Source organism: Rossellomorea sp. SC111, from assembly GCF_024733565.1.
In the GTDB taxonomy this organism is placed as follows: Bacteria; Bacillota; Bacilli; order Bacillales; family Bacillaceae_B; genus Rossellomorea.
The window spans coordinates 362,702-379,195 of the sequence record NZ_JANIOC010000001.1 but is presented as its reverse complement, the minus strand read 5'-3'; the positions used below and the strand labels follow the sequence as shown (position 1 = coordinate 379,195).

Annotated in this window: 17 protein-coding genes and 1 pseudogene; 14 read left to right on the top strand and 4 right to left on the bottom strand. The window is 42.5% G+C overall.

Annotated elements, in window-relative coordinates; genetic code table 11:
• From NQ095_RS02045 to NQ095_RS02035, 3 genes and pseudogenes are all read left to right on the top strand, one after another.
• Positions 1 to 174, top strand: a pseudogene (locus NQ095_RS02045) (metal ABC transporter permease); the annotation flags it as partial.
• Positions 175 to 177: 3 nt separating this feature from the next.
• Positions 178 to 591: a Fur family transcriptional regulator gene (locus tag NQ095_RS02040; protein WP_258261831.1), complete on the top strand. Its 414-nt coding sequence runs from the start codon at positions 178 to 180 to the stop codon at positions 589 to 591.
• Between the two features lie 105 nt (positions 592 to 696).
• Positions 697 to 1,059, top strand: coding sequence for a DUF1499 domain-containing protein (locus NQ095_RS02035; RefSeq protein ID WP_258261830.1), 363 nt, complete (start codon positions 697 to 699; stop codon positions 1,057 to 1,059).
• A gap of 33 nt (positions 1,060 to 1,092) precedes the next feature.
• Here the strand turns inward: NQ095_RS02035 and NQ095_RS02030 are convergent, their stop codons facing one another.
• The gene (locus tag NQ095_RS02030) at positions 1,093 to 1,662 is read right to left on the bottom strand and encodes a hypothetical protein (protein ID WP_258261829.1); all 570 of its coding nucleotides are present in this window, start codon (positions 1,660 to 1,662) and stop codon (positions 1,093 to 1,095) included.
• Positions 1,663 to 1,726: 64 nt separating this feature from the next.
• Here NQ095_RS02030 and NQ095_RS02025 point away from each other — a divergent pair, with 64 nt between their 5' ends.
• Both NQ095_RS02025 and NQ095_RS02020 read left to right on the top strand, forming a co-directional pair.
• Positions 1,727 to 1,960: a hypothetical protein gene (locus NQ095_RS02025; RefSeq protein WP_258261828.1), complete on the top strand. Its 234-nt coding sequence runs from the start codon at positions 1,727 to 1,729 to the stop codon at positions 1,958 to 1,960.
• 342 nt (positions 1,961 to 2,302) lie between these two features.
• Positions 2,303 to 2,686 (top strand): DUF4190 domain-containing protein, encoded by a 384-nt coding sequence (locus NQ095_RS02020; protein ID WP_258261827.1) that lies wholly within the window; start codon positions 2,303 to 2,305, stop codon positions 2,684 to 2,686.
• 88 nt (positions 2,687 to 2,774) lie between these two features.
• Here the strand turns inward: NQ095_RS02020 and ispG are convergent, their stop codons facing one another.
• Both ispG and NQ095_RS02010 read right to left on the bottom strand, forming a co-directional pair.
• Entirely contained in the window at positions 2,775 to 3,881 is a 1,107-nt protein-coding gene (ispG, locus tag NQ095_RS02015) for a flavodoxin-dependent (E)-4-hydroxy-3-methylbut-2-enyl-diphosphate synthase (RefSeq protein ID WP_142245354.1), read from the bottom strand.
• A 123-nt stretch (positions 3,882 to 4,004) separates the two neighbouring features.
• A complete protein-coding gene (locus NQ095_RS02010) occupies positions 4,005 to 4,373 on the bottom strand; it encodes a hypothetical protein (protein WP_258261826.1) in 369 nt (122 codons plus the stop codon).
• A gap of 58 nt (positions 4,374 to 4,431) precedes the next feature.
• Between NQ095_RS02010 and NQ095_RS02005 the strand changes: the two genes are divergently transcribed.
• Complete coding sequence (locus NQ095_RS02005; protein ID WP_375162792.1) at positions 4,432 to 5,619, top strand: MFS transporter; 1,188 nt, start codon at positions 4,432 to 4,434, stop codon at positions 5,617 to 5,619.
• Positions 5,620 to 5,654: 35 nt separating this feature from the next.
• Here the strand turns inward: NQ095_RS02005 and NQ095_RS02000 are convergent, their stop codons facing one another.
• Positions 5,655 to 6,428, bottom strand: a complete 774-nt coding sequence (locus tag NQ095_RS02000; RefSeq protein ID WP_258261824.1) for a DUF1189 domain-containing protein — start codon at positions 6,426 to 6,428, stop codon at positions 5,655 to 5,657.
• Between the two features lie 245 nt (positions 6,429 to 6,673).
• Between NQ095_RS02000 and NQ095_RS01995 the strand changes: the two genes are divergently transcribed.
• The 8 genes from NQ095_RS01995 (at position 6,674) to pstA (ending at position 16,482) form a co-directional block, all read left to right on the top strand.
• Complete coding sequence (locus NQ095_RS01995) at positions 6,674 to 8,302, top strand: Na/Pi cotransporter family protein (RefSeq protein ID WP_258261823.1); 1,629 nt, start codon at positions 6,674 to 6,676, stop codon at positions 8,300 to 8,302.
• Positions 8,303 to 8,375: 73 nt separating this feature from the next.
• A complete protein-coding gene (locus tag NQ095_RS01990; RefSeq protein WP_258261822.1) occupies positions 8,376 to 8,855 on the top strand; it encodes a DUF456 domain-containing protein in 480 nt (159 codons plus the stop codon).
• A gap of 243 nt (positions 8,856 to 9,098) precedes the next feature.
• Positions 9,099 to 9,707 (top strand): superoxide dismutase, encoded by a 609-nt coding sequence (locus NQ095_RS01985; RefSeq protein WP_034757581.1) that lies wholly within the window; start codon positions 9,099 to 9,101, stop codon positions 9,705 to 9,707.
• 106 nt (positions 9,708 to 9,813) lie between these two features.
• Positions 9,814 to 11,028 carry an MFS transporter gene (locus NQ095_RS01980; protein WP_258261821.1) on the top strand — a complete coding sequence of 405 codons (1,215 nt, stop codon included), beginning with the start codon at positions 9,814 to 9,816 and terminating at the stop codon, positions 11,026 to 11,028.
• A 156-nt stretch (positions 11,029 to 11,184) separates the two neighbouring features.
• Positions 11,185 to 13,377: a peptidoglycan D,D-transpeptidase FtsI family protein gene (locus tag NQ095_RS01975; RefSeq protein WP_375162795.1), complete on the top strand. Its 2,193-nt coding sequence runs from the start codon at positions 11,185 to 11,187 to the stop codon at positions 13,375 to 13,377.
• 307 nt (positions 13,378 to 13,684) lie between these two features.
• Positions 13,685 to 14,593: a phosphate ABC transporter substrate-binding protein gene (locus tag NQ095_RS01970; RefSeq protein ID WP_258261820.1), complete on the top strand. Its 909-nt coding sequence runs from the start codon at positions 13,685 to 13,687 to the stop codon at positions 14,591 to 14,593.
• Positions 14,594 to 14,677: 84 nt separating this feature from the next.
• Complete coding sequence (pstC, locus tag NQ095_RS01965) at positions 14,678 to 15,595, top strand: phosphate ABC transporter permease subunit PstC (protein ID WP_082386404.1); 918 nt, start codon at positions 14,678 to 14,680, stop codon at positions 15,593 to 15,595.
• Entirely contained in the window at positions 15,595 to 16,482 is an 888-nt protein-coding gene (pstA, locus tag NQ095_RS01960) for a phosphate ABC transporter permease PstA (protein WP_258261819.1), read from the top strand. The genes pstC and pstA overlap by 1 nt, the downstream gene beginning before the upstream one ends.
• Positions 16,483 to 16,494: the final 12 nt, after the last annotated feature.

The following is a 16,494-nucleotide window of genomic DNA, read 5'->3' as shown; positions in this document are numbered from 1 at the left end:
GGATATTCCTTATTATTCGGGGAGATTTCCGTCATCGTCGGATTAGTGAGCGCCTTCTATTTGAATCTTGCTCCCGGTGGAACGATCGTCATGACGGCCATCTTGATTCTCCTCTTGACGATCCTCATCAAGAAATTGAGGTCGTCGAGTCATTCTTCTAAAGGTGAGGTGTAGAAAATGAATGTAACGGAAGCGATGGATCTGTTAAAAGAAAAAGGATATAAGCATACGGGGAAACGGCAGCAATTACTTGAACTGTTTTCAAGTTCGAATAAATATTTAACGGCAAGGGACGTGCTGGAGTATATGAAAGCCGATTACCCCGGTCTGAGCTTCGATACCATTTATCGTAATTTAAGCCTTTTCGTAGAACTGGGCATACTGGAAGAAACGGAGTTATCCAGTGAAAGGCATTTTCGGATTACGTGTGAAAGTCATCATCATCATCATTTCATTTGTATGGATTGTGGGAAAACGAAAGAAATCCATACATGTCCCATGGAAGCGTTGAAAGAAAATTTAGCTGAAACAGGCTATGATATATCAGGACATAAATTTGAAATCTACGGTAAATGTCCACAATGTCAATAGGGATCCTTCGGGGTCTCTTTTTCTTTCGAACATTTTAACGTGTTTAACCTTGCATAAAGGAGGGGAAAAATAGGTATATAGATAGAATATAGAGGAGATGTAGCTATGGAATCGGTCCCTTTCACACACTGCCCCACTAATAAAAAGAACTGCGTGAGTACGATTGACCTTACGTCTTACCACCGGATCGCACCTCTTCCCGTAAGCGGGGAAGTGGCAGATACGAAAGCAAGGATACTCGAGACGCTGAATCAATTTGATCATGTAGAAATCAAGGAAGAAGGGACGCATTATGTGCATGCGGTCTTCACATCCAAGTGGATGAAGTTCAAGGATGACCTGGAGCTATTTATTGATGAAAGTACCCATCTATTGCATTTCAAGTCGGGTTCACGCCTTGGGTATTATGATTTCAAAGTGAATCGGACGCGCGTCGAACGATTTAAATCCTTGTTTAAAAAGGTATAGAAAAATGCCTCTGAATGAGGCTTTTTTCTATGATTAACGCTGTTGCTGCAGCCAGTGCTGTACCCAGGAATCCGCTTCCTTCCAATCATTCACGCGAATGACTCCATCAGGGATCGGTTTTTGATTATAAGGTGTGTTAAATAATATAACCGGGATGGATAACTCTTCGGATATCGCCACTGCATTATCGAGTTTATCTTCGAAGAAAATGTCGACTTCATGTTTTTTAGCAGTGGATATTTTATCGTGAGATCCAATTAATTCGATATGATGATACATAAGGTCCTGTGCATCGAACCATTTCTTAGTAATTTCGATGAGGTCGGTTCTTCTTGCGCTGATAAAATAAAGTTCGTGCTTCTCTTTCCATTGGTCCAGGATCGTTTTTGCGCCGGGAGCAATGGGAGATTCCTTGTAGATGAGCGGTTCTGCTTCTTTAAACCATTTTCCAAAGGTTTGAGGTGATATATCCAAAACCTTTGTCAGTTCGTATTGGGTGATATCCTGTAAGGTTAAATTCAATTGAAAGTGATCATTTATGTGAGGCAGTAAAGATTCAGGAGACGTAACCGTCCCATCAATATCGATTCCAAAACGTTTCATTCTTTATCATACTCCCCTTTATAAAAACTCCTTCAAGTTTATCACATTCCTGTCCTTTAAATAAATGTTGTTTTCTAAAGAGGCATATCGTTTCATCGCTCTGTCAAATAATGTGTGCTGGATGGTGAGGGGAACCGCTTCGCTTTCCGCGGACGAACCGCCGAGCCTCCTCAGCTTCGCTTCCGGGTTCTCAGCACGCCCGTTTTTCCGCAGGAGTCTGCGCAGTTCCCCTCACCATCTTTATGAGTATTTGGTGACAGAGCTAAAAGGTGTCAACCAAGTGATTTATCTATATTGAGGCATTTGTTTATAATTTGTCGCTATTTAATTCTTTTAATGAGTACATGCTTCGAAAGTTGATTGGAGCGGAAGGTGCTCGACTCCTGCGGGAAACGCGTGAAAGTTGAGACCCCGCAGAAAGCGAGCACCTGGAGCGGAAATCAACTATTACATGTTTCTGGAAAGTACCAACAAACATTACTAAATGACCGATTACATCAACAAATACCGAATGCCAATGGTTTTGATATCAGCGATGAAAATTTGATCATAACAAAAATGACAAAGATTAGCATAGTAAAATAGCTGAACTGACACACAATAAGAAGGCTCCCAAACACAGAAAGTGAGGGATTGCTGTATGAGTGATGAACGACGCGAATTAAACAGCGTTGATCGAAATCTTCAAGATATCGACGTGTATTACGACAATCCGGAAACAGATGTGAATAGAGATGATTACCGTGAAGAAACAGCAGCAGAAATTGCTGCTCCAATGAATGTGAGCCGCGACTTTGAAGATGACGCCGCAGAAGATACGACAACATCAGGTCGTGTGTTGGGATACTCTGCACTTGCACTATCCATTCTTTCCTTATTTATTCTCCCGGTCATCATGGGGGCAGCGGGGATCGTCCTTGGGTTTGTGGCAAGGCGCAGGGGAGCAGAGATGCTTGGTGCCTGGGCAATCGGAATTGGGGCCGTATCGATAATCGTGGGATTATTTGTACTGCCGTTTTTTTAAACTAAATCGTTTTTCTTGAAATTGGGAGCGTTTCAGGAAACCAAAAAAAGAGGGCTGATCATTGATCAGTCCTCTTTTATTCACAGAGTTAGACTTGCTCCTGCTCTTTCTTTTCAGCTTCCTGCTTTGCGAAGTATTCTTCAGCAATCTTGTCAATTTCTTTCTTCAGTTCTTCCACCATTGTCTCTTCAGGTACTTTACGGACTGTTTTTCCTTTACGGAATAGGAGTCCTTCCCCCCGGGCACCGGCAATCCCGATGTCAGCCTCTCTGGCTTCACCAGGTCCATTCACGGCACATCCAAGGACAGCAACCTTGATCGGTGCTTTAATCGTTGAGATGTATTCTTCCACCTCATTGGCGATTGAAATCAAGTCGATTTCAATACGACCACAAGTCGGGCACGAAATCAGTGTAGCTGCATTTGCTGCCAAACCAAATGACTTCAGTAATTCTCTTGCCACTTTCACTTCTTCAACGGGATCCGCACTCAGGGAAATCCGGACCGTGTTACCGATCCCAAGACTTAGGATGGCTCCAAGGCCAGCTGCACTTTTAACGGTTCCTGCAAACAGAGTACCTGACTCTGTGATTCCGAGGTGAAGCGGGTAGTCGAATGCTTTCGCAGCTTTCGTGTAAGCCTCGATGGCTAAATTCACATCAGAAGCCTTCATGGAAACGATGATGTCATGGAAATCGAGGTCTTCAAGGATTTTAATATGGTGAAGGGCACTTTCCACCATTCCATCAGCTGTCGGGTATCCGTATTTCTCAAGGATTTTTCTTTCAAGGCTCCCTGCGTTCACTCCGATTCGAATCGGAATGCCTTTTTCTTTTGCTGCCTTGACTACTGCCTCGACTTTTTCACGGCGGCCGATATTCCCCGGGTTGATCCGGATTTTATCTGCTCCGCCTTCAATTGCTTTAAGGGCTAATTTATAGTCAAAATGTATATCGACAACAAGTGGGATATTGATTTGCTTCTTAATATCAGCAATGGCATCGGCTGCACGTTCATCCGGACATGCGACACGTACGACCTGGCAACCTGCTTCTTCCAGACGGTGAATTTCTTTAACCGTTGCTTCAACATCATGCGTTTTGGTAGTGGTCATACTTTGGATTACCACTTCGTTATTTCCGCCGATCGTTAAATTTCCTACTTTGACAGGACGTGTTTTTGTACGATGTATAATTTCACTCAAGTGTAATTCGCTCCTTTAGAAAGGTTCTCAAAGTTTCATTATAAGTAATACGAAGCTATTGTAACAGTGTTTTGTGTAAAATGACAAGAAATAGGTGTTTATTACATGGCAGGGTCATTGATAATTCGGTATTTTATAGGTTTTCCCTATTTGGATCTTGGCCGGGGGGACATCATTCAATTCTTCAAAGTCAGTGATCACCTGGTCGATGGAAACGGGAATGGACCCATCAAGAAGATCTTCCACCAGGCTCAATACGGTATCCCCCGGCTTCACTTCCATTTCCACGTAAGAAAGGGAGGAGGGATCTTCTCCTCTGTTAACAGGTTCTTCTGAAAGTTCCCTTTGATTCCCATTCACCAGGGGCTGTGAGGTGGCGACGGTTGCTTCTTTATACAGCAGACGTAAGGTTCCCTTATTTAAATCATAATAAACACTGTATAGAAGAATGATAATACCAAAGAAAATTGCCATTCTTTTCATCTATATTTCCTCCCGATTAGTTTGATGTCTGAATGGATCAATGAAGGAGTTGTTTGATATGAGAGAGAAGCTTCTCCCATTTGTGATCGGTTTACTGCCCATACTCATGGTACTGGGAAATTCCATGCTGATTCCCATTCTGCCTGACATTGAAGCAGATTTGCATTTAGGGAGCAGATGGTCCGGATACATTTTAAGTTCATTTACAATACCTGCAGCTGGGGTCATACCCTTTGCAGGGATATTGTCTGATCGCTATGGGCGTAAACGGTTAATCAGCGTTTCGTTATGGATCATGATTCTTGGAAGTATACTGTGTATCTTTAACGGAGGGCTCATTGGTCTCTTTATGCTCGGCAGAGGATTGCAAGGTGTTGGAGCAGCAGGGACGATGCCCCTCGCTATGGCATTGATCGGTGATCTTTATCAAGGGGAGGAGCGCTCAAGGATGCTTGGTTCATTGGAGGTTTTCAATGGTATCGGCAAAGTGGCAGCTCCACTTATTGGTGCCACCCTTGCCCAACTTGTTCTTTGGGATCAGTCTTTTTGGGTATTCCCAGTGATTTCTTTAGTGATCTTAGTTGGTCTGAGACATACAGTCGATTCCCAAAAAAGCGTTCCAAAATTGGATGTTAAAGCGTTCTCAGCCATTTTTTTGTCAAAGGGAAGGCTGCTGATCCCCCTCTATGTAATTGGGGGAATTGGCTTATTTTTATTATTCGGCATTCTCTTCTATCTTTCCTACCATATTGAAAATACTTTTCATATTGATGGGTTTTTCAAAGGGTTTTCGTTCATTTTCCCCCTTGGCGCGATGACGATCTGTTCGTATTGGTGCGGAAAAAGGTTGAAGACCGATGAGGATTTGGGTTGGACCTACTTGAAATGTGGGCTAATCACGATGAGCATCCCTTTAGGATTATTGATCTTTTTTTCTTCATTGGGATCACTGATGTTTTTTCTCACCATAAGCTTTGGGGGATTAGGGTTGATGCTTCCTGTCATCAATACCTTCATAACTGGAAGCGTATCTGAACAAGAGAGGGGGATGGTTGTCAGTCTTTATGGTGCTGTAAGATTCGGAGGTGTGGCTTTGGGTCCTGTTGCCTTTGGCGTGTGGAGGCAGGATCCAACACAAATGCATATCATCACATTTGGATTCACATTGGTGAATATCCTCCTATTTGCTTTTCTTTCTATACGGACAAAAGGGGAGGTACGTACTGAAAATTTAATAGAACCTTAAACAAAGTCCCCGTCAAGTGGACACGGGGACTTTGTTTAACGGCGTATTTTCCTTTGAGGGATTTCTTTCACTACTAAATATAAGAAGACGGTAATGACAAACCAGTCCAATATTGGAGCAGCGGGAATCCTGGTTTGTAATAATTCCATTAGGGTAAAAAATACGGTAGAAACCGTAGCAGAATAAGCAGTGATCCGAAAGCTTTGGCGGTATGGTAGATTTCGTTTCAGAACATTGGCAAAGGTAACACCGATGAGGGCGAAAATGGTTACTTTTAAGAATGTCATTCCGGAGGTGAACACATAAAGAATGCTTAATGCCACAGGGATCAATATCCATTTCAGATCTTTGAGTGAATTCAGGATGCCGAGTAACTCATCCTCTGTTACAGTGCTATCACCAAACAACGTATAAGATGAGGATTGAGCATGTCCCTGGCTAATGACCACGAAGTCATTCTTAAGGAAGGCAACTGTATCTTCATTCCTGTCAAGGTCACCTTCTTTCACTTGACCCGTCTCATCTAAGATGATCGTCATACCTTCTTTCTCAAGGATCACAGGCTCAGACTGGTCAGAAGATAAGGTGCCATTCTCGATCGAAAACGATGGCAGTTCTTTATCCACGGAAACTCTTAACGTATCAAGGGCACTTGTTGCGAACGATACAAATTGTACGGCCACAGGAATGATGGATATAAGAGCAAGCAAAAAAATGAAGCGGATCGTCTTACCAATTCCCTGGAAACGGAATTTTGCAATATCTTTTGGGGAATAGATACTTTTATACAATTGCTGAAATATATTCATTTCGTTTTTTTCTCCTTTCGTGCATACCCTATCTATTTTAAGCTTGTCTTCATGCTTCATCAAGTAAGGACTTAGAAAATAATTTAGAATTAATATCATTTGTAATGAAAATGTAATAAAAGTCGACTTTTATTAACCTATTGTAAATTCGGGGTAAAAAGTATTTACGTATGCTCCGTAATATATTAAAAATGATATGGGGTTTTTGTTGTTTAATGTCGAAAATATATGTAGGGGTTGAAAAAATGGAATTAAATTGGCAGGAAATGTTGTTTCAGTTCTTTGGAGGACTAGGTATTTTCCTCTTCGGGATAAAGTATATGGGGGATGGACTTCAGAAGTCAGCGGGTGAACGCCTCAAGGAAATCCTTGATAAGTTCACGACCAATCCGTTCATGGGAGTGCTGGCAGGTGTTTTTGTCACAGTCCTGATCCAGTCGAGTAGTGGTACGACGGTCATCGTTGTCGGACTGGTAAGTGCTGGTTTCATGACCCTCAGACAAGCAATCGGTGTCATCATGGGTGCGAACATCGGGACGACGGTGACGGCCTTCATCATTGGTGTTGACGTTGGGGAGTATGCCCTTCCGATTATTGCCGTAGGTACCATCTTATTATTCTTCTTTAAGAATAAAAAAGTCCATAATCTTGGACAGATGATCTTTGGCTTCGGTGCCTTATTCTATGGGCTTGAGCTGATGGGCGGAGGAATGAAACCTCTACGCTCACTGGAAGCATTCCATGATTTGACCGTCAGTATGAGTGATAACCCGATTCTTGGAGTGGTAGTCGGTACATTGTTCACCGTGGTCGTACAAAGTTCATCTGCAACGATCGGTATTCTTCAGGAGCTGTACAGTTCAAACCTGGTTGATTTACAAGCGGGCCTTCCGATATTATTCGGGGATAACATCGGTACAACCATCACAGCCGTATTGGCTGCACTGGGTGCATCAGTCGCTGCAAGGCGTGCTGCGGCGGTACATGTGCTCTTTAATTTAATCGGAACAACGATATTCTTGATCATATTGCCGTTCTTCTCTAAGTTTGTCATCTTTCTACAAACTACATTCAACCTGAATGAGCCTATGACCATTGCATTTGCTCATGGTACTTTTAATATAACGAATACCATTATTCAATTTCCGTTTATTGCCGTATTGGCGCTGATTGTAACGAAGTTGATACCGGGTCAGGACGCTATCGTTGATTATAATTCCAAACACCTGGATCCTGTATTCATCGAACAATCGCCATCCATCGCGTTGGGTCAGGCGAAAGAAGAAGTTCTCCGCATGGGGACGTTTGCCGTTAAGGGATTACAGGAAACAAATGAGTTCCTAAAGTCAAAGAGCTCGAAGAATTCAGAAGCAGCTTATCAAATAGAAGGTGCCATCAATAATCTTGATAAGAAAATCACGAATTATCTTGTCGACCTATCGTCTGCTTCCCTATCGGAATCTGAATCTGAGCGCCATTCAATCCTGATGGATACGGTTCGGGACATCGAACGCGTGGGTGATCATTTTGAAAACATTGTTGAGTTAGTTGAATACCAACAAGCCAACAAAGTGAAGATCACCGATGATGCCATGGCCGATCTTGAAGTCATGTTCAATCTGACAATTGAAACAGTGGAAAAAGCGATCAAATCTTTGGATTTGAACGACACTGAAATTGCAAGAGAAGTGGCTGAGAAGGAAGATCAGATCGATAAAATGGAACGTAAGCTCCGCAAGCAGCATATCCTGCGTCTGAACGAAGGAAAATGTTCGGGACAAGCAGGCATCGTGTACGTAGATATCATCAGTAATTTAGAACGTATTGGAGATCATGCCGTCAATATTGCAGAAGCAGTATTGGGTGTAGAATAAATTTCCTTCCTGACCTCTTTGGAATTTGTCAAAGGGGTCAGATTTTTTTATACTCAAAAGGGGGTGTTGAAACGTGGAAATCGTTTATTGGAGTATCATTATCATACTCATGATTTTATCTTTTGTCGGGCTTGTGTACCCGATCTTGCCAAGTGTCATCTTTTTGGTAGGCAGCTTTCTGTTGTACGGGGTGTTTTTCAGCTTTGAACCCTTCAGCTGGTTGTTCTGGACTGTGCAGATTCTGTTTGTTGCCCTCTTGTTCGGTGCCGATTATATGGCGAACCTGATCGGTGTCAAAAAGTTCGGAGGCTCGAAGGCAGGTATTTGGGGAAGCACGATCGGGCTGCTCATCGGTCCATTCGTCATTCCTGTCGCAGGAATATTGATCGGTCCCTTCCTCGGAGCAGTCATAGGAGAGTGGGTCGTCCATCGGTCCAACCTGAAGACTGCAGTTAAAGTGGGAATAGGATCCATGATAGGCTTTATTTCGAGCGTATTCACAAAAGGATCCATTCAAATTATTATGGCCATCTATTTCTTTTGGGTTATTTAATCCGCTATTTTCATACTTAAAGGATAAGCATATAAGAGATCAACCACCACTCACTAATTAGAAAAATTACAAAAAAATATTCAAATGACTAGTCATCAGAAAATAGGGTATTTTATTTCTTGTAAGAAAAAAGTCAGAGATTGAAGGCAAAATATTTGAACAGATATAGTAGTTTTGGTAATCTTATACTGAAACGGCCTGAATATAGATGTTCAGGTAACTATACATAGGGAGGAATTTATAATGGCTTACGAATTACCGCAATTACCTTACGCATATGATGCATTAGAACCTCATATCGACAAGGAAACAATGAACATTCATCACACAAAACACCATAACGCATACGTGACGAAAGTAAATGATGCACTTCAAGGACACGACGATTTATTAAGCAAATCCATTGAAGATCTTGTTTCTAACTTAGACGCTGTTCCTGAAGGTGCTCGTACTGCAGTTCGCAATAACGGTGGCGGTCACGCTAATCACTCTCTATTCTGGACGGTATTATCACCGAATGGTGGAGGCGCTCCATCTGGAGAATTGGCAGATGCCATCTCTTCCAAATTCGGAAGCTTCGATTCATTTAAAGAAGAATTCGCAAACGCTGCTGCAACTCGCTTTGGCTCAGGCTGGGCTTGGCTTGTAGTAAACAACGGTGAATTAGAAGTAACAAGTACACCAAACCAGGACAGTCCATTAATGGAAGGGAAAACACCTGTATTAGGTCTTGATGTTTGGGAACATGCTTACTACCTGAACTATCAAAACCGTCGTCCTGATTACATCAGTTCATTCTGGAACGTTGTAAACTGGGATGAAGTAGCGAAGCGTTATTCTGCTGCTAAGTAATTTTATTAATATGAGAAGAGAGGTTCTTTCTGGAACCTCTCTTTTTTTTGTATAAGTTTCTTCCCTTTTTCACAAGATAGGGGTACGTTAAAGGGGAGTTTTTCACATGAGCAGCTTTAAAAAGATATTAGGTGATATTGATTTAACGAAAGATCTGACTTTGCTCCTGTTGATCGGGGGGTTATACTCCTTGAGTATTGCCCTCTCAAACACATTTGTGAACATATACTTATGGAAACAGTCAGGTGAATTCATTGATTTGGGTGTCTATAATTTAACCGTTGTCATCTTTCAGCCCCTGACATTTATTTTAGCTGGAAGGTTGGCAAAGAAAGTGGACCGGGTGATTGTATTACGCTTCGGTGTTATTTTTTTGGCTCTCTTTTACATATCCGTATTGGCATTCGGAGAATCGGCAGAAGATTATCTTGTCGTGTTGGGAGCTTTACTCGGGATCGGGTATGGTTTCTATTGGTTAGCCTTCAATGTGCTGACTTTCGAAATCACCGAACCGGAAACAAGGGATTTCTTCAATGGCTTCCTTGGTACTCTGACTTCAGCAGGGGGAATGATCGGGCCGATCCTTGCCGGTTTCATCATTTCAAGATTTGCTTCCTTTAAGGGTTATACCATTGTATTTGGAATCTCTCTTTTGCTTTTTTCCATCGCGGTTATTATGAGCTTCTTTCTTAAGAGGAGGCCCGCATCCGGACGCTATCTATTCCTCAGGATCCTGGAGGAACGAAAGCACAATCACAATTGGCGCTTCATTACAAATGCCCACTTTTTCCAGGGACTGAGGGAAGGAACCTTCATTTTTATCATTTCAGTGTTTGTCTTCATCAGTACGGGAAGTGAATTTGCCATCGGTACCTTTGGCTTGATCAACTCTGGCATTGCCTTTGTAGGATATTATGTCGCTTCCCGGGTCATTAAGAAAAACCTGAGAAAACGTGCCATCCTAATCGGTGGGATCCTTCTTTACCTGGCCATATTCCTGATTGTGTTTGATGTCACGTATACGAAATTATTGCTTTATGCAGGGGTCATCGCGATTGCTTATCCCATCCTGCTGGTGCCTTATATTTCTATGACATATGATGTGATCGGTACAGGATGGAATGCAGCTGAAATGAGAATCGAGTACATTGTCGTTAGAGAAATCTTCTTGAATCTGGGAAGGATCGTCTCTGTTCTTGCATTCATCGTTGCCGTGACTTTCTTTAATCAGGAAGAGAGCATCCCGATCCTCTTATTGATACTTGGGGCAGGGCACACCTTGATTTATTTATTTGTACGGAAAGTCGTGTTGCCTTTATAAGGGACTTAATACAAAGAGAGGGAAAGATTTCCTCTCTTTACTTATGGCTAGATTATCCTTGTAATATTCTATAAAATAAGGGGAGAGGATAAAGATGATTCTGTTCCCTCCTTGTTATTCAACCAGGAACATAACAGAGCATAGAGAGATTTATACATAGAGGAAGGGTTGGAAGACTTGAAAAAAAATAAGAGAAAAAGAAAGACGCATGTTCCCGTCAGGATGAATCTGCTGTTTTTTGCCGTGTTCTTATTATTTTCCCTTCTTGTACTTAGACTTGGCCTTGTTCAGATCGTGAATGGGGAGAGCTATAAAAAAGAAGTGGAAAGAACGGAAGACGTCGTGGTCAATACAGGTGTACCTCGAGGGAAGATGTATGACCGGTACGGGAATGTGATCGTCGATAATATTCCGCTCAATGCCATCACGTATACCCGTGCAAATAATACGAAGATTGAAGAAATGATCGATGTCGCGTCCAAGCTTTCCAAGTTCATCGAAAAAGATACGGGGGACGTGACGGAACGGGACAAAAAGGATTATTGGATCATTAAGCATCCTGAAGCAGCCGATGCAAAAGTCTCGGACGGGGAAGTCAAAAAACTCCAAAGCAATGAAGAACTGTCTGAAGATGACGTGAATAAAAAAGTGTATCAAATGAGACTCGACCGGATTACCGAGAAAGAACTTGGTTCCCTGACTGAAAATGACCTGGAGATCATCGCCATTTACCGTGAGTTCTCCAGTGGTTATGCGCTGAATCCACAGATTGTGAAAAATGAAGGGGTCACGCCTCAGGAATTCGCAACAGTCAGTGAGCATCTGAGTGAACTCCCAGGTGTCAACACAACGACAGACTGGAAGCGTTCCTACGTATTTGATGATACGTTACGAACCATTTTAGGGAACGTGTCCTCTTCACGGGAAGGATTGCCAAAGAATTTGGTGGATTCCTATTTAGCCCAGGATTATAACCGGAATGATCGGGTTGGTAAGAGCTATGTGGAACTTGAATATGAAGACGTTCTTCAAGGACAAAAGGAACAAATCAAGAACGTAACCAAAGGCGGAAGTGTGCTGGAATCCGTCCTTGTTCAACAGGGTCAGCGAGGCAAGGATATCGTCCTTACCATCGATATGGAACTCCAGCGTGAAATCGAAAAAATCATCGAAGAAGAATTAAGCAAACAGATTGTCCATCGCAACGCATCACCTGACCTGGATCGTGCATATGTCGTCATGATCGATCCGAATACAGGTGAGATTCTGGCCATGGCGGGTAAACAATATGTCAAGAATCCTGAGACGGGCAAGTACGAAATGCGTGATGCCGCTCTAGGAACCTTCACTTCTTCTTATGAAGTAGGTTCAGTAGTAAAAGGTGCAACCGTATTAACCGGATATATGACCGGTAAACTGACGCCGGGTGAGGTTCTGATCGATGAGCCGTTACGAATCAAAGGGACTAATCCGAAAACCTCCTGGTTCAATAAATACCAGCAAATCCCTATGACCGATTTATACGCATTGGAGAAATCCTCCAACGCCTACATGTGGAAGGTTGCCTTGAAAATTGCGGGTGGCCGGTATGTACCGAATGAGCCAATCGTGAACAACCCGCAAGCGTTCGATGTGTTCAGAAACCACTACGCTCAATTTGGATTGGGTGTCCCGACAGGTATCGACCTGCCGGGCGAATCGGCCGGTCTTACAGGTACCAAGACAGATCCTGGTTTCTTACTGGATTTGGCGATTGGTCAGTTTGATACGTACACAACCATGCAGCTGGCACAATATGTTTCCACGATCGCGAACGACGGTTACCGTGTACAGCCTCACATTATGAAGGAAATAAGAGAACCGACCAATGAGAAGGAAAGCCTTGGTCCCATCCTTTTCGAGAAAGAGACGAATGTACTGAATCGCATCGATGCGACGCAGGAACAGATCGAACATGTCCAGAAAGGTTTCTATCGCGTTTACCATAACCCTGAAGGAACGGGTTATATATTTCATGACGCACCGTATAATGCTGCGGGTAAATCCGGTACAGCCGAGACATATATCGACGGGGAACTAAGCTATAACACCACGTTGATTGGCTATGCGCCATATGATAATCCAGAGGTGGCGTATGCGACTGTGGTTCCAGCATCTCATATCCAGGCAAGCGGAGTCGCCGATCCATACGTGAATAAGTACATCTCCAGACGGGTGATGGATAAGTACTTCGAATTAAAGAAGAAACGTGCGGAAGAAGTGAAAGATCCCACTTCAGTGAACAAAAAGGTGGAGAATGCTGAAGAGGCAGAAGAACAGATGCAAGAGGAAAGAGAAGAGAATAACTGATATAAAAGCTGATTTATGGGAAATTCGTTCCATAAATCAGCTTTTTTATTGTGTATTAATGAAATGCAGAGTGAGCGACTTTATAAAATCACAAAAAAAACACATTTTTTGATGTTTGTACATAATTCATCGATCATTACACAATACTAGTGATAATAAGGGTTTTAGGCTTTTATGAACCGCGGAATCATGAAGGAAAATGTCGAATTTACAAAACCTTTACAAACGATTAAAACACCATTAACACTCATCTATTAATCTAGTACTCGTAGGACAAAACAACCAATATCTTAGGGGGAATTAAAGAATGAAGAACTTCAAGAAATACGGTCTGCTTTTAATTATCGCAATGCTGGTTGCATTCGCAGCTGCTTGTGGAAACGGAAGCACAGATGAAAATGCTGGAGATGATAAAGAAGGTTCAGAAACAGCTTCAGGTTCAATCGTAGTTTCAGGTTCTTCTGCAATGCAACCACTTGTTGCAGCAGCAGCTGAAGAATTCATGGCAGAAAATCCGGATGCAGACATTCAAGTGAACGCTGGTGGATCTGGTACTGGATTATCCCAGGTTTCTGAAGGATCAGTTCAAATCGGTAACTCGGACGTATTCGCTGAAGAAAAAGAAGGAATCCCAGCGGACGAGTTAGTTGACCATAAAGTAGCGGTTGTAGGAATGACAGCTGCAGTTAATCCTAATGTTGGTATTGAAGACATTTCTAAAGAAGATCTTAAAAAAGTATTTACTGGTGAAATCAAAAACTGGAAAGAACTTGGTGGTAAAGATCAAAAGATCACTCTTGTAAACCGTCCTGATTCTTCTGGTACTCGTGCAACATTCGTAAAATTCGGTCTTGATGGAGAAACACCTGCCGAAGGAATCACTGAAGATTCATCAAACACTGTAAAGAAAATCATCAGTGAAACAGAAGGGGCAATCGGTTACCTTGCTTTCTCTTACTTCACGGATGACAGCGTAACTCCACTCGCAATTGATGGTGTTAAAGCAACTGATGAAAACGTACAAAAAGGTGACTTCCCAATTTGGGCTTATCAACACTCTTACACTAAAGGTGAAGCTGAAGGTTTAGCTAAAACATTCCTTGATTACATGATGAGTGAAGATGTACAAACTGGTTTACTGAAAGATCAAGGTTACATCGCTTCTACAAAGATGGAAGTAGAACGTGACGCTGAAGGTAAACAAACAAAGAAGTAATTCAAGAGGTAATTAAATAAATTGATAGGGTAGATGCGAAAGGGCATTTACCCTATTATCTCGTATTTAGGGGTGTTTATGGATATGGAAAACAAGCTACCTGCCTCAAAGAGGCTGATCAAAAGTAATAGATCTTGGATGAACGGTGAATTTAAGGGAAGATTTTTAGTGACGCTAAGTGCAGTCATCATGATTGTGGCAACACTATCAATCACAATTTTCTTAACATCAAAGGGGTTGCAGTCATTTATTAAAAATGGTGTAAGTCCAATTGAGTTCTTAACCAGTCCAGATTGGAGTCCCACAGGGGAGAACCCGTTGTATGGTGCTCTTCCGTTCATTTTCGGGTCCTTTGCGGTTACGATTCTTTCTGCATTAATTGCAGCACCGCTTGGTATCGGAGCGGCTATCTTTATGACGGATATCGCTCCATCATGGGGAAGAAAAATCATGCAGCCGATTGTAGAACTCCTTGTCGGAATTCCTTCCGTTGTTTATGGATTTATAGGGCTTACAGTATTAGTTCCATTCATTCGTAACCATACATCCGGTATCGGATTTTCATTATTGGCCGGAATGATTGTATTATCCGTGATGATTCTGCCCACCATCACAACTATTGCCACTGATGCTATGAGCTCTTTGCCAAAAAGCCTGCGTGATGGATCATATGCATTAGGGGCAACAAGATGGCAAACGATTAGAAAAGTGTTGATTCCTGCTGCTTTACCAACTTTATTAACAGCAGTGGTATTAGGTATGGCCAGAGCCTTTGGTGAGGCGTTAGCGGTTCAGATGGTAATAGGAAACACGAGAGATCTTCCTCAAAGTATAGTAGATGCGTCGGCAACGTTGACAACGATCATTACGTTAAATATGGGACATACCACTTATGGAAGCGTAGAGAACAACACGCTTTGGTCGATGGGCCTCATTCTATTAATCATGTCATTCATATTTATCTTATTAATCCGCTACTTATCATCGAGGAGGAAAGTCTAATGAATAGTAAGAGAGCAGACAAGATCGCCACAGGTGTTTTCATTGGAATAGCAACAGTCATAATCGCGCTTTTAGTGGCTCTATTTTCATATATTTTAGTGAAGGGTCTCCCTTATGTAACTTGGGATTTTCTGACCACTCCATCCAGTGCAGTCCGTGCGGGAGGAGGAATTCGTGATCAATTATTCAATTCATTCTATATCCTGATCATCACGATGATCATAACGGTTCCTCTAGGTGTCGGCGGTGGCATCTACATGGCTGAATACGCTAAGCCAGGTAAGATTACGAATACCATCCGTTCATGTATTGAAGTATTGGCCTCATTGCCATCTATCGTCATCGGAATGTTTGGACTATTGGTGTTCGTAAATACAACGGGTTGGGGATATACCATTATAGGTGGAGCCCTTGCTCTTACGGTATTTAATCTTCCTGTATTGGTTCGTGTTAGTGAAGATGCCATCAAAGGCGTCCCACGTGAGTTGAAAGAAGCGAGCCTTGCTCTTGGGATCACCAATTGGCATACAGTGAAAACCGTGCTCATCCCTGGTGCGTTCCCATCTATTTTGACAGGAGCCATCCTGGCATCGGGTCGTGTATTCGGTGAGGCAGCTGCCTTATTGTTCACAGCCGGCCTGTCGACTCCGAGATTGAACTATTTGGATTGGAATCCAGTTTCGCCTACATCACCTTTAAATCTTTTCAGACCGGCTGAAACCCTTGCCGTTCACATCTGGTCTGTCAATACCCAAGGATTGATTCCCGATGTAGACGAAAAAGCTGCCGGTGCATCAGCTGTTCTGATCCTATGTGTCTTGATTTTCAATCTGGGTGCACGATTCATCGGAAGCTACATTCATAATAAAATGACAGCGACAAAATAATAGAAGGTGTGA

Bases quoted from the DNA above. Each gene is read 5' to 3' on its own strand.
- NQ095_RS02040 (WP_258261831.1), top strand. From the start codon at position 178: ATGAATGTAACGGAAGCGATGGATCTGTTAAAAGAAAAAGGATATAAG.
- NQ095_RS02035 (WP_258261830.1), top strand. From the start codon at position 697: ATGGAATCGGTCCCTTTCACACACTGCCCCACTAATAAAAAGAACTGC.
- NQ095_RS02030 (WP_258261829.1), bottom strand. From the start codon at position 1,662: ATGAAACGTTTTGGAATCGATATTGATGGGACGGTTACGTCTCCTGAA.
- NQ095_RS02025 (WP_258261828.1), top strand. From the start codon at position 1,727: ATGTTGTTTTCTAAAGAGGCATATCGTTTCATCGCTCTGTCAAATAAT.
- NQ095_RS02020 (WP_258261827.1), top strand. From the start codon at position 2,303: ATGAGTGATGAACGACGCGAATTAAACAGCGTTGATCGAAATCTTCAA.
- NQ095_RS02010 (WP_258261826.1), bottom strand. From the start codon at position 4,373: ATGAAAAGAATGGCAATTTTCTTTGGTATTATCATTCTTCTATACAGT.
- NQ095_RS02005 (WP_375162792.1), top strand. From the start codon at position 4,432: ATGAGAGAGAAGCTTCTCCCATTTGTGATCGGTTTACTGCCCATACTC.
- NQ095_RS02000 (WP_258261824.1), bottom strand. From the start codon at position 6,428: ATGAATATATTTCAGCAATTGTATAAAAGTATCTATTCCCCAAAAGAT.
- NQ095_RS01995 (WP_258261823.1), top strand. From the start codon at position 6,674: ATGGAATTAAATTGGCAGGAAATGTTGTTTCAGTTCTTTGGAGGACTA.
- NQ095_RS01985 (WP_034757581.1), top strand. From the start codon at position 9,099: ATGGCTTACGAATTACCGCAATTACCTTACGCATATGATGCATTAGAA.
- NQ095_RS01980 (WP_258261821.1), top strand. From the start codon at position 9,814: ATGAGCAGCTTTAAAAAGATATTAGGTGATATTGATTTAACGAAAGAT.
- NQ095_RS01970 (WP_258261820.1), top strand. From the start codon at position 13,685: ATGAAGAACTTCAAGAAATACGGTCTGCTTTTAATTATCGCAATGCTG.
- pstC (WP_082386404.1), top strand. From the start codon at position 14,678: ATGGAAAACAAGCTACCTGCCTCAAAGAGGCTGATCAAAAGTAATAGA.
- pstA (WP_258261819.1), top strand. From the start codon at position 15,595: ATGAATAGTAAGAGAGCAGACAAGATCGCCACAGGTGTTTTCATTGGA.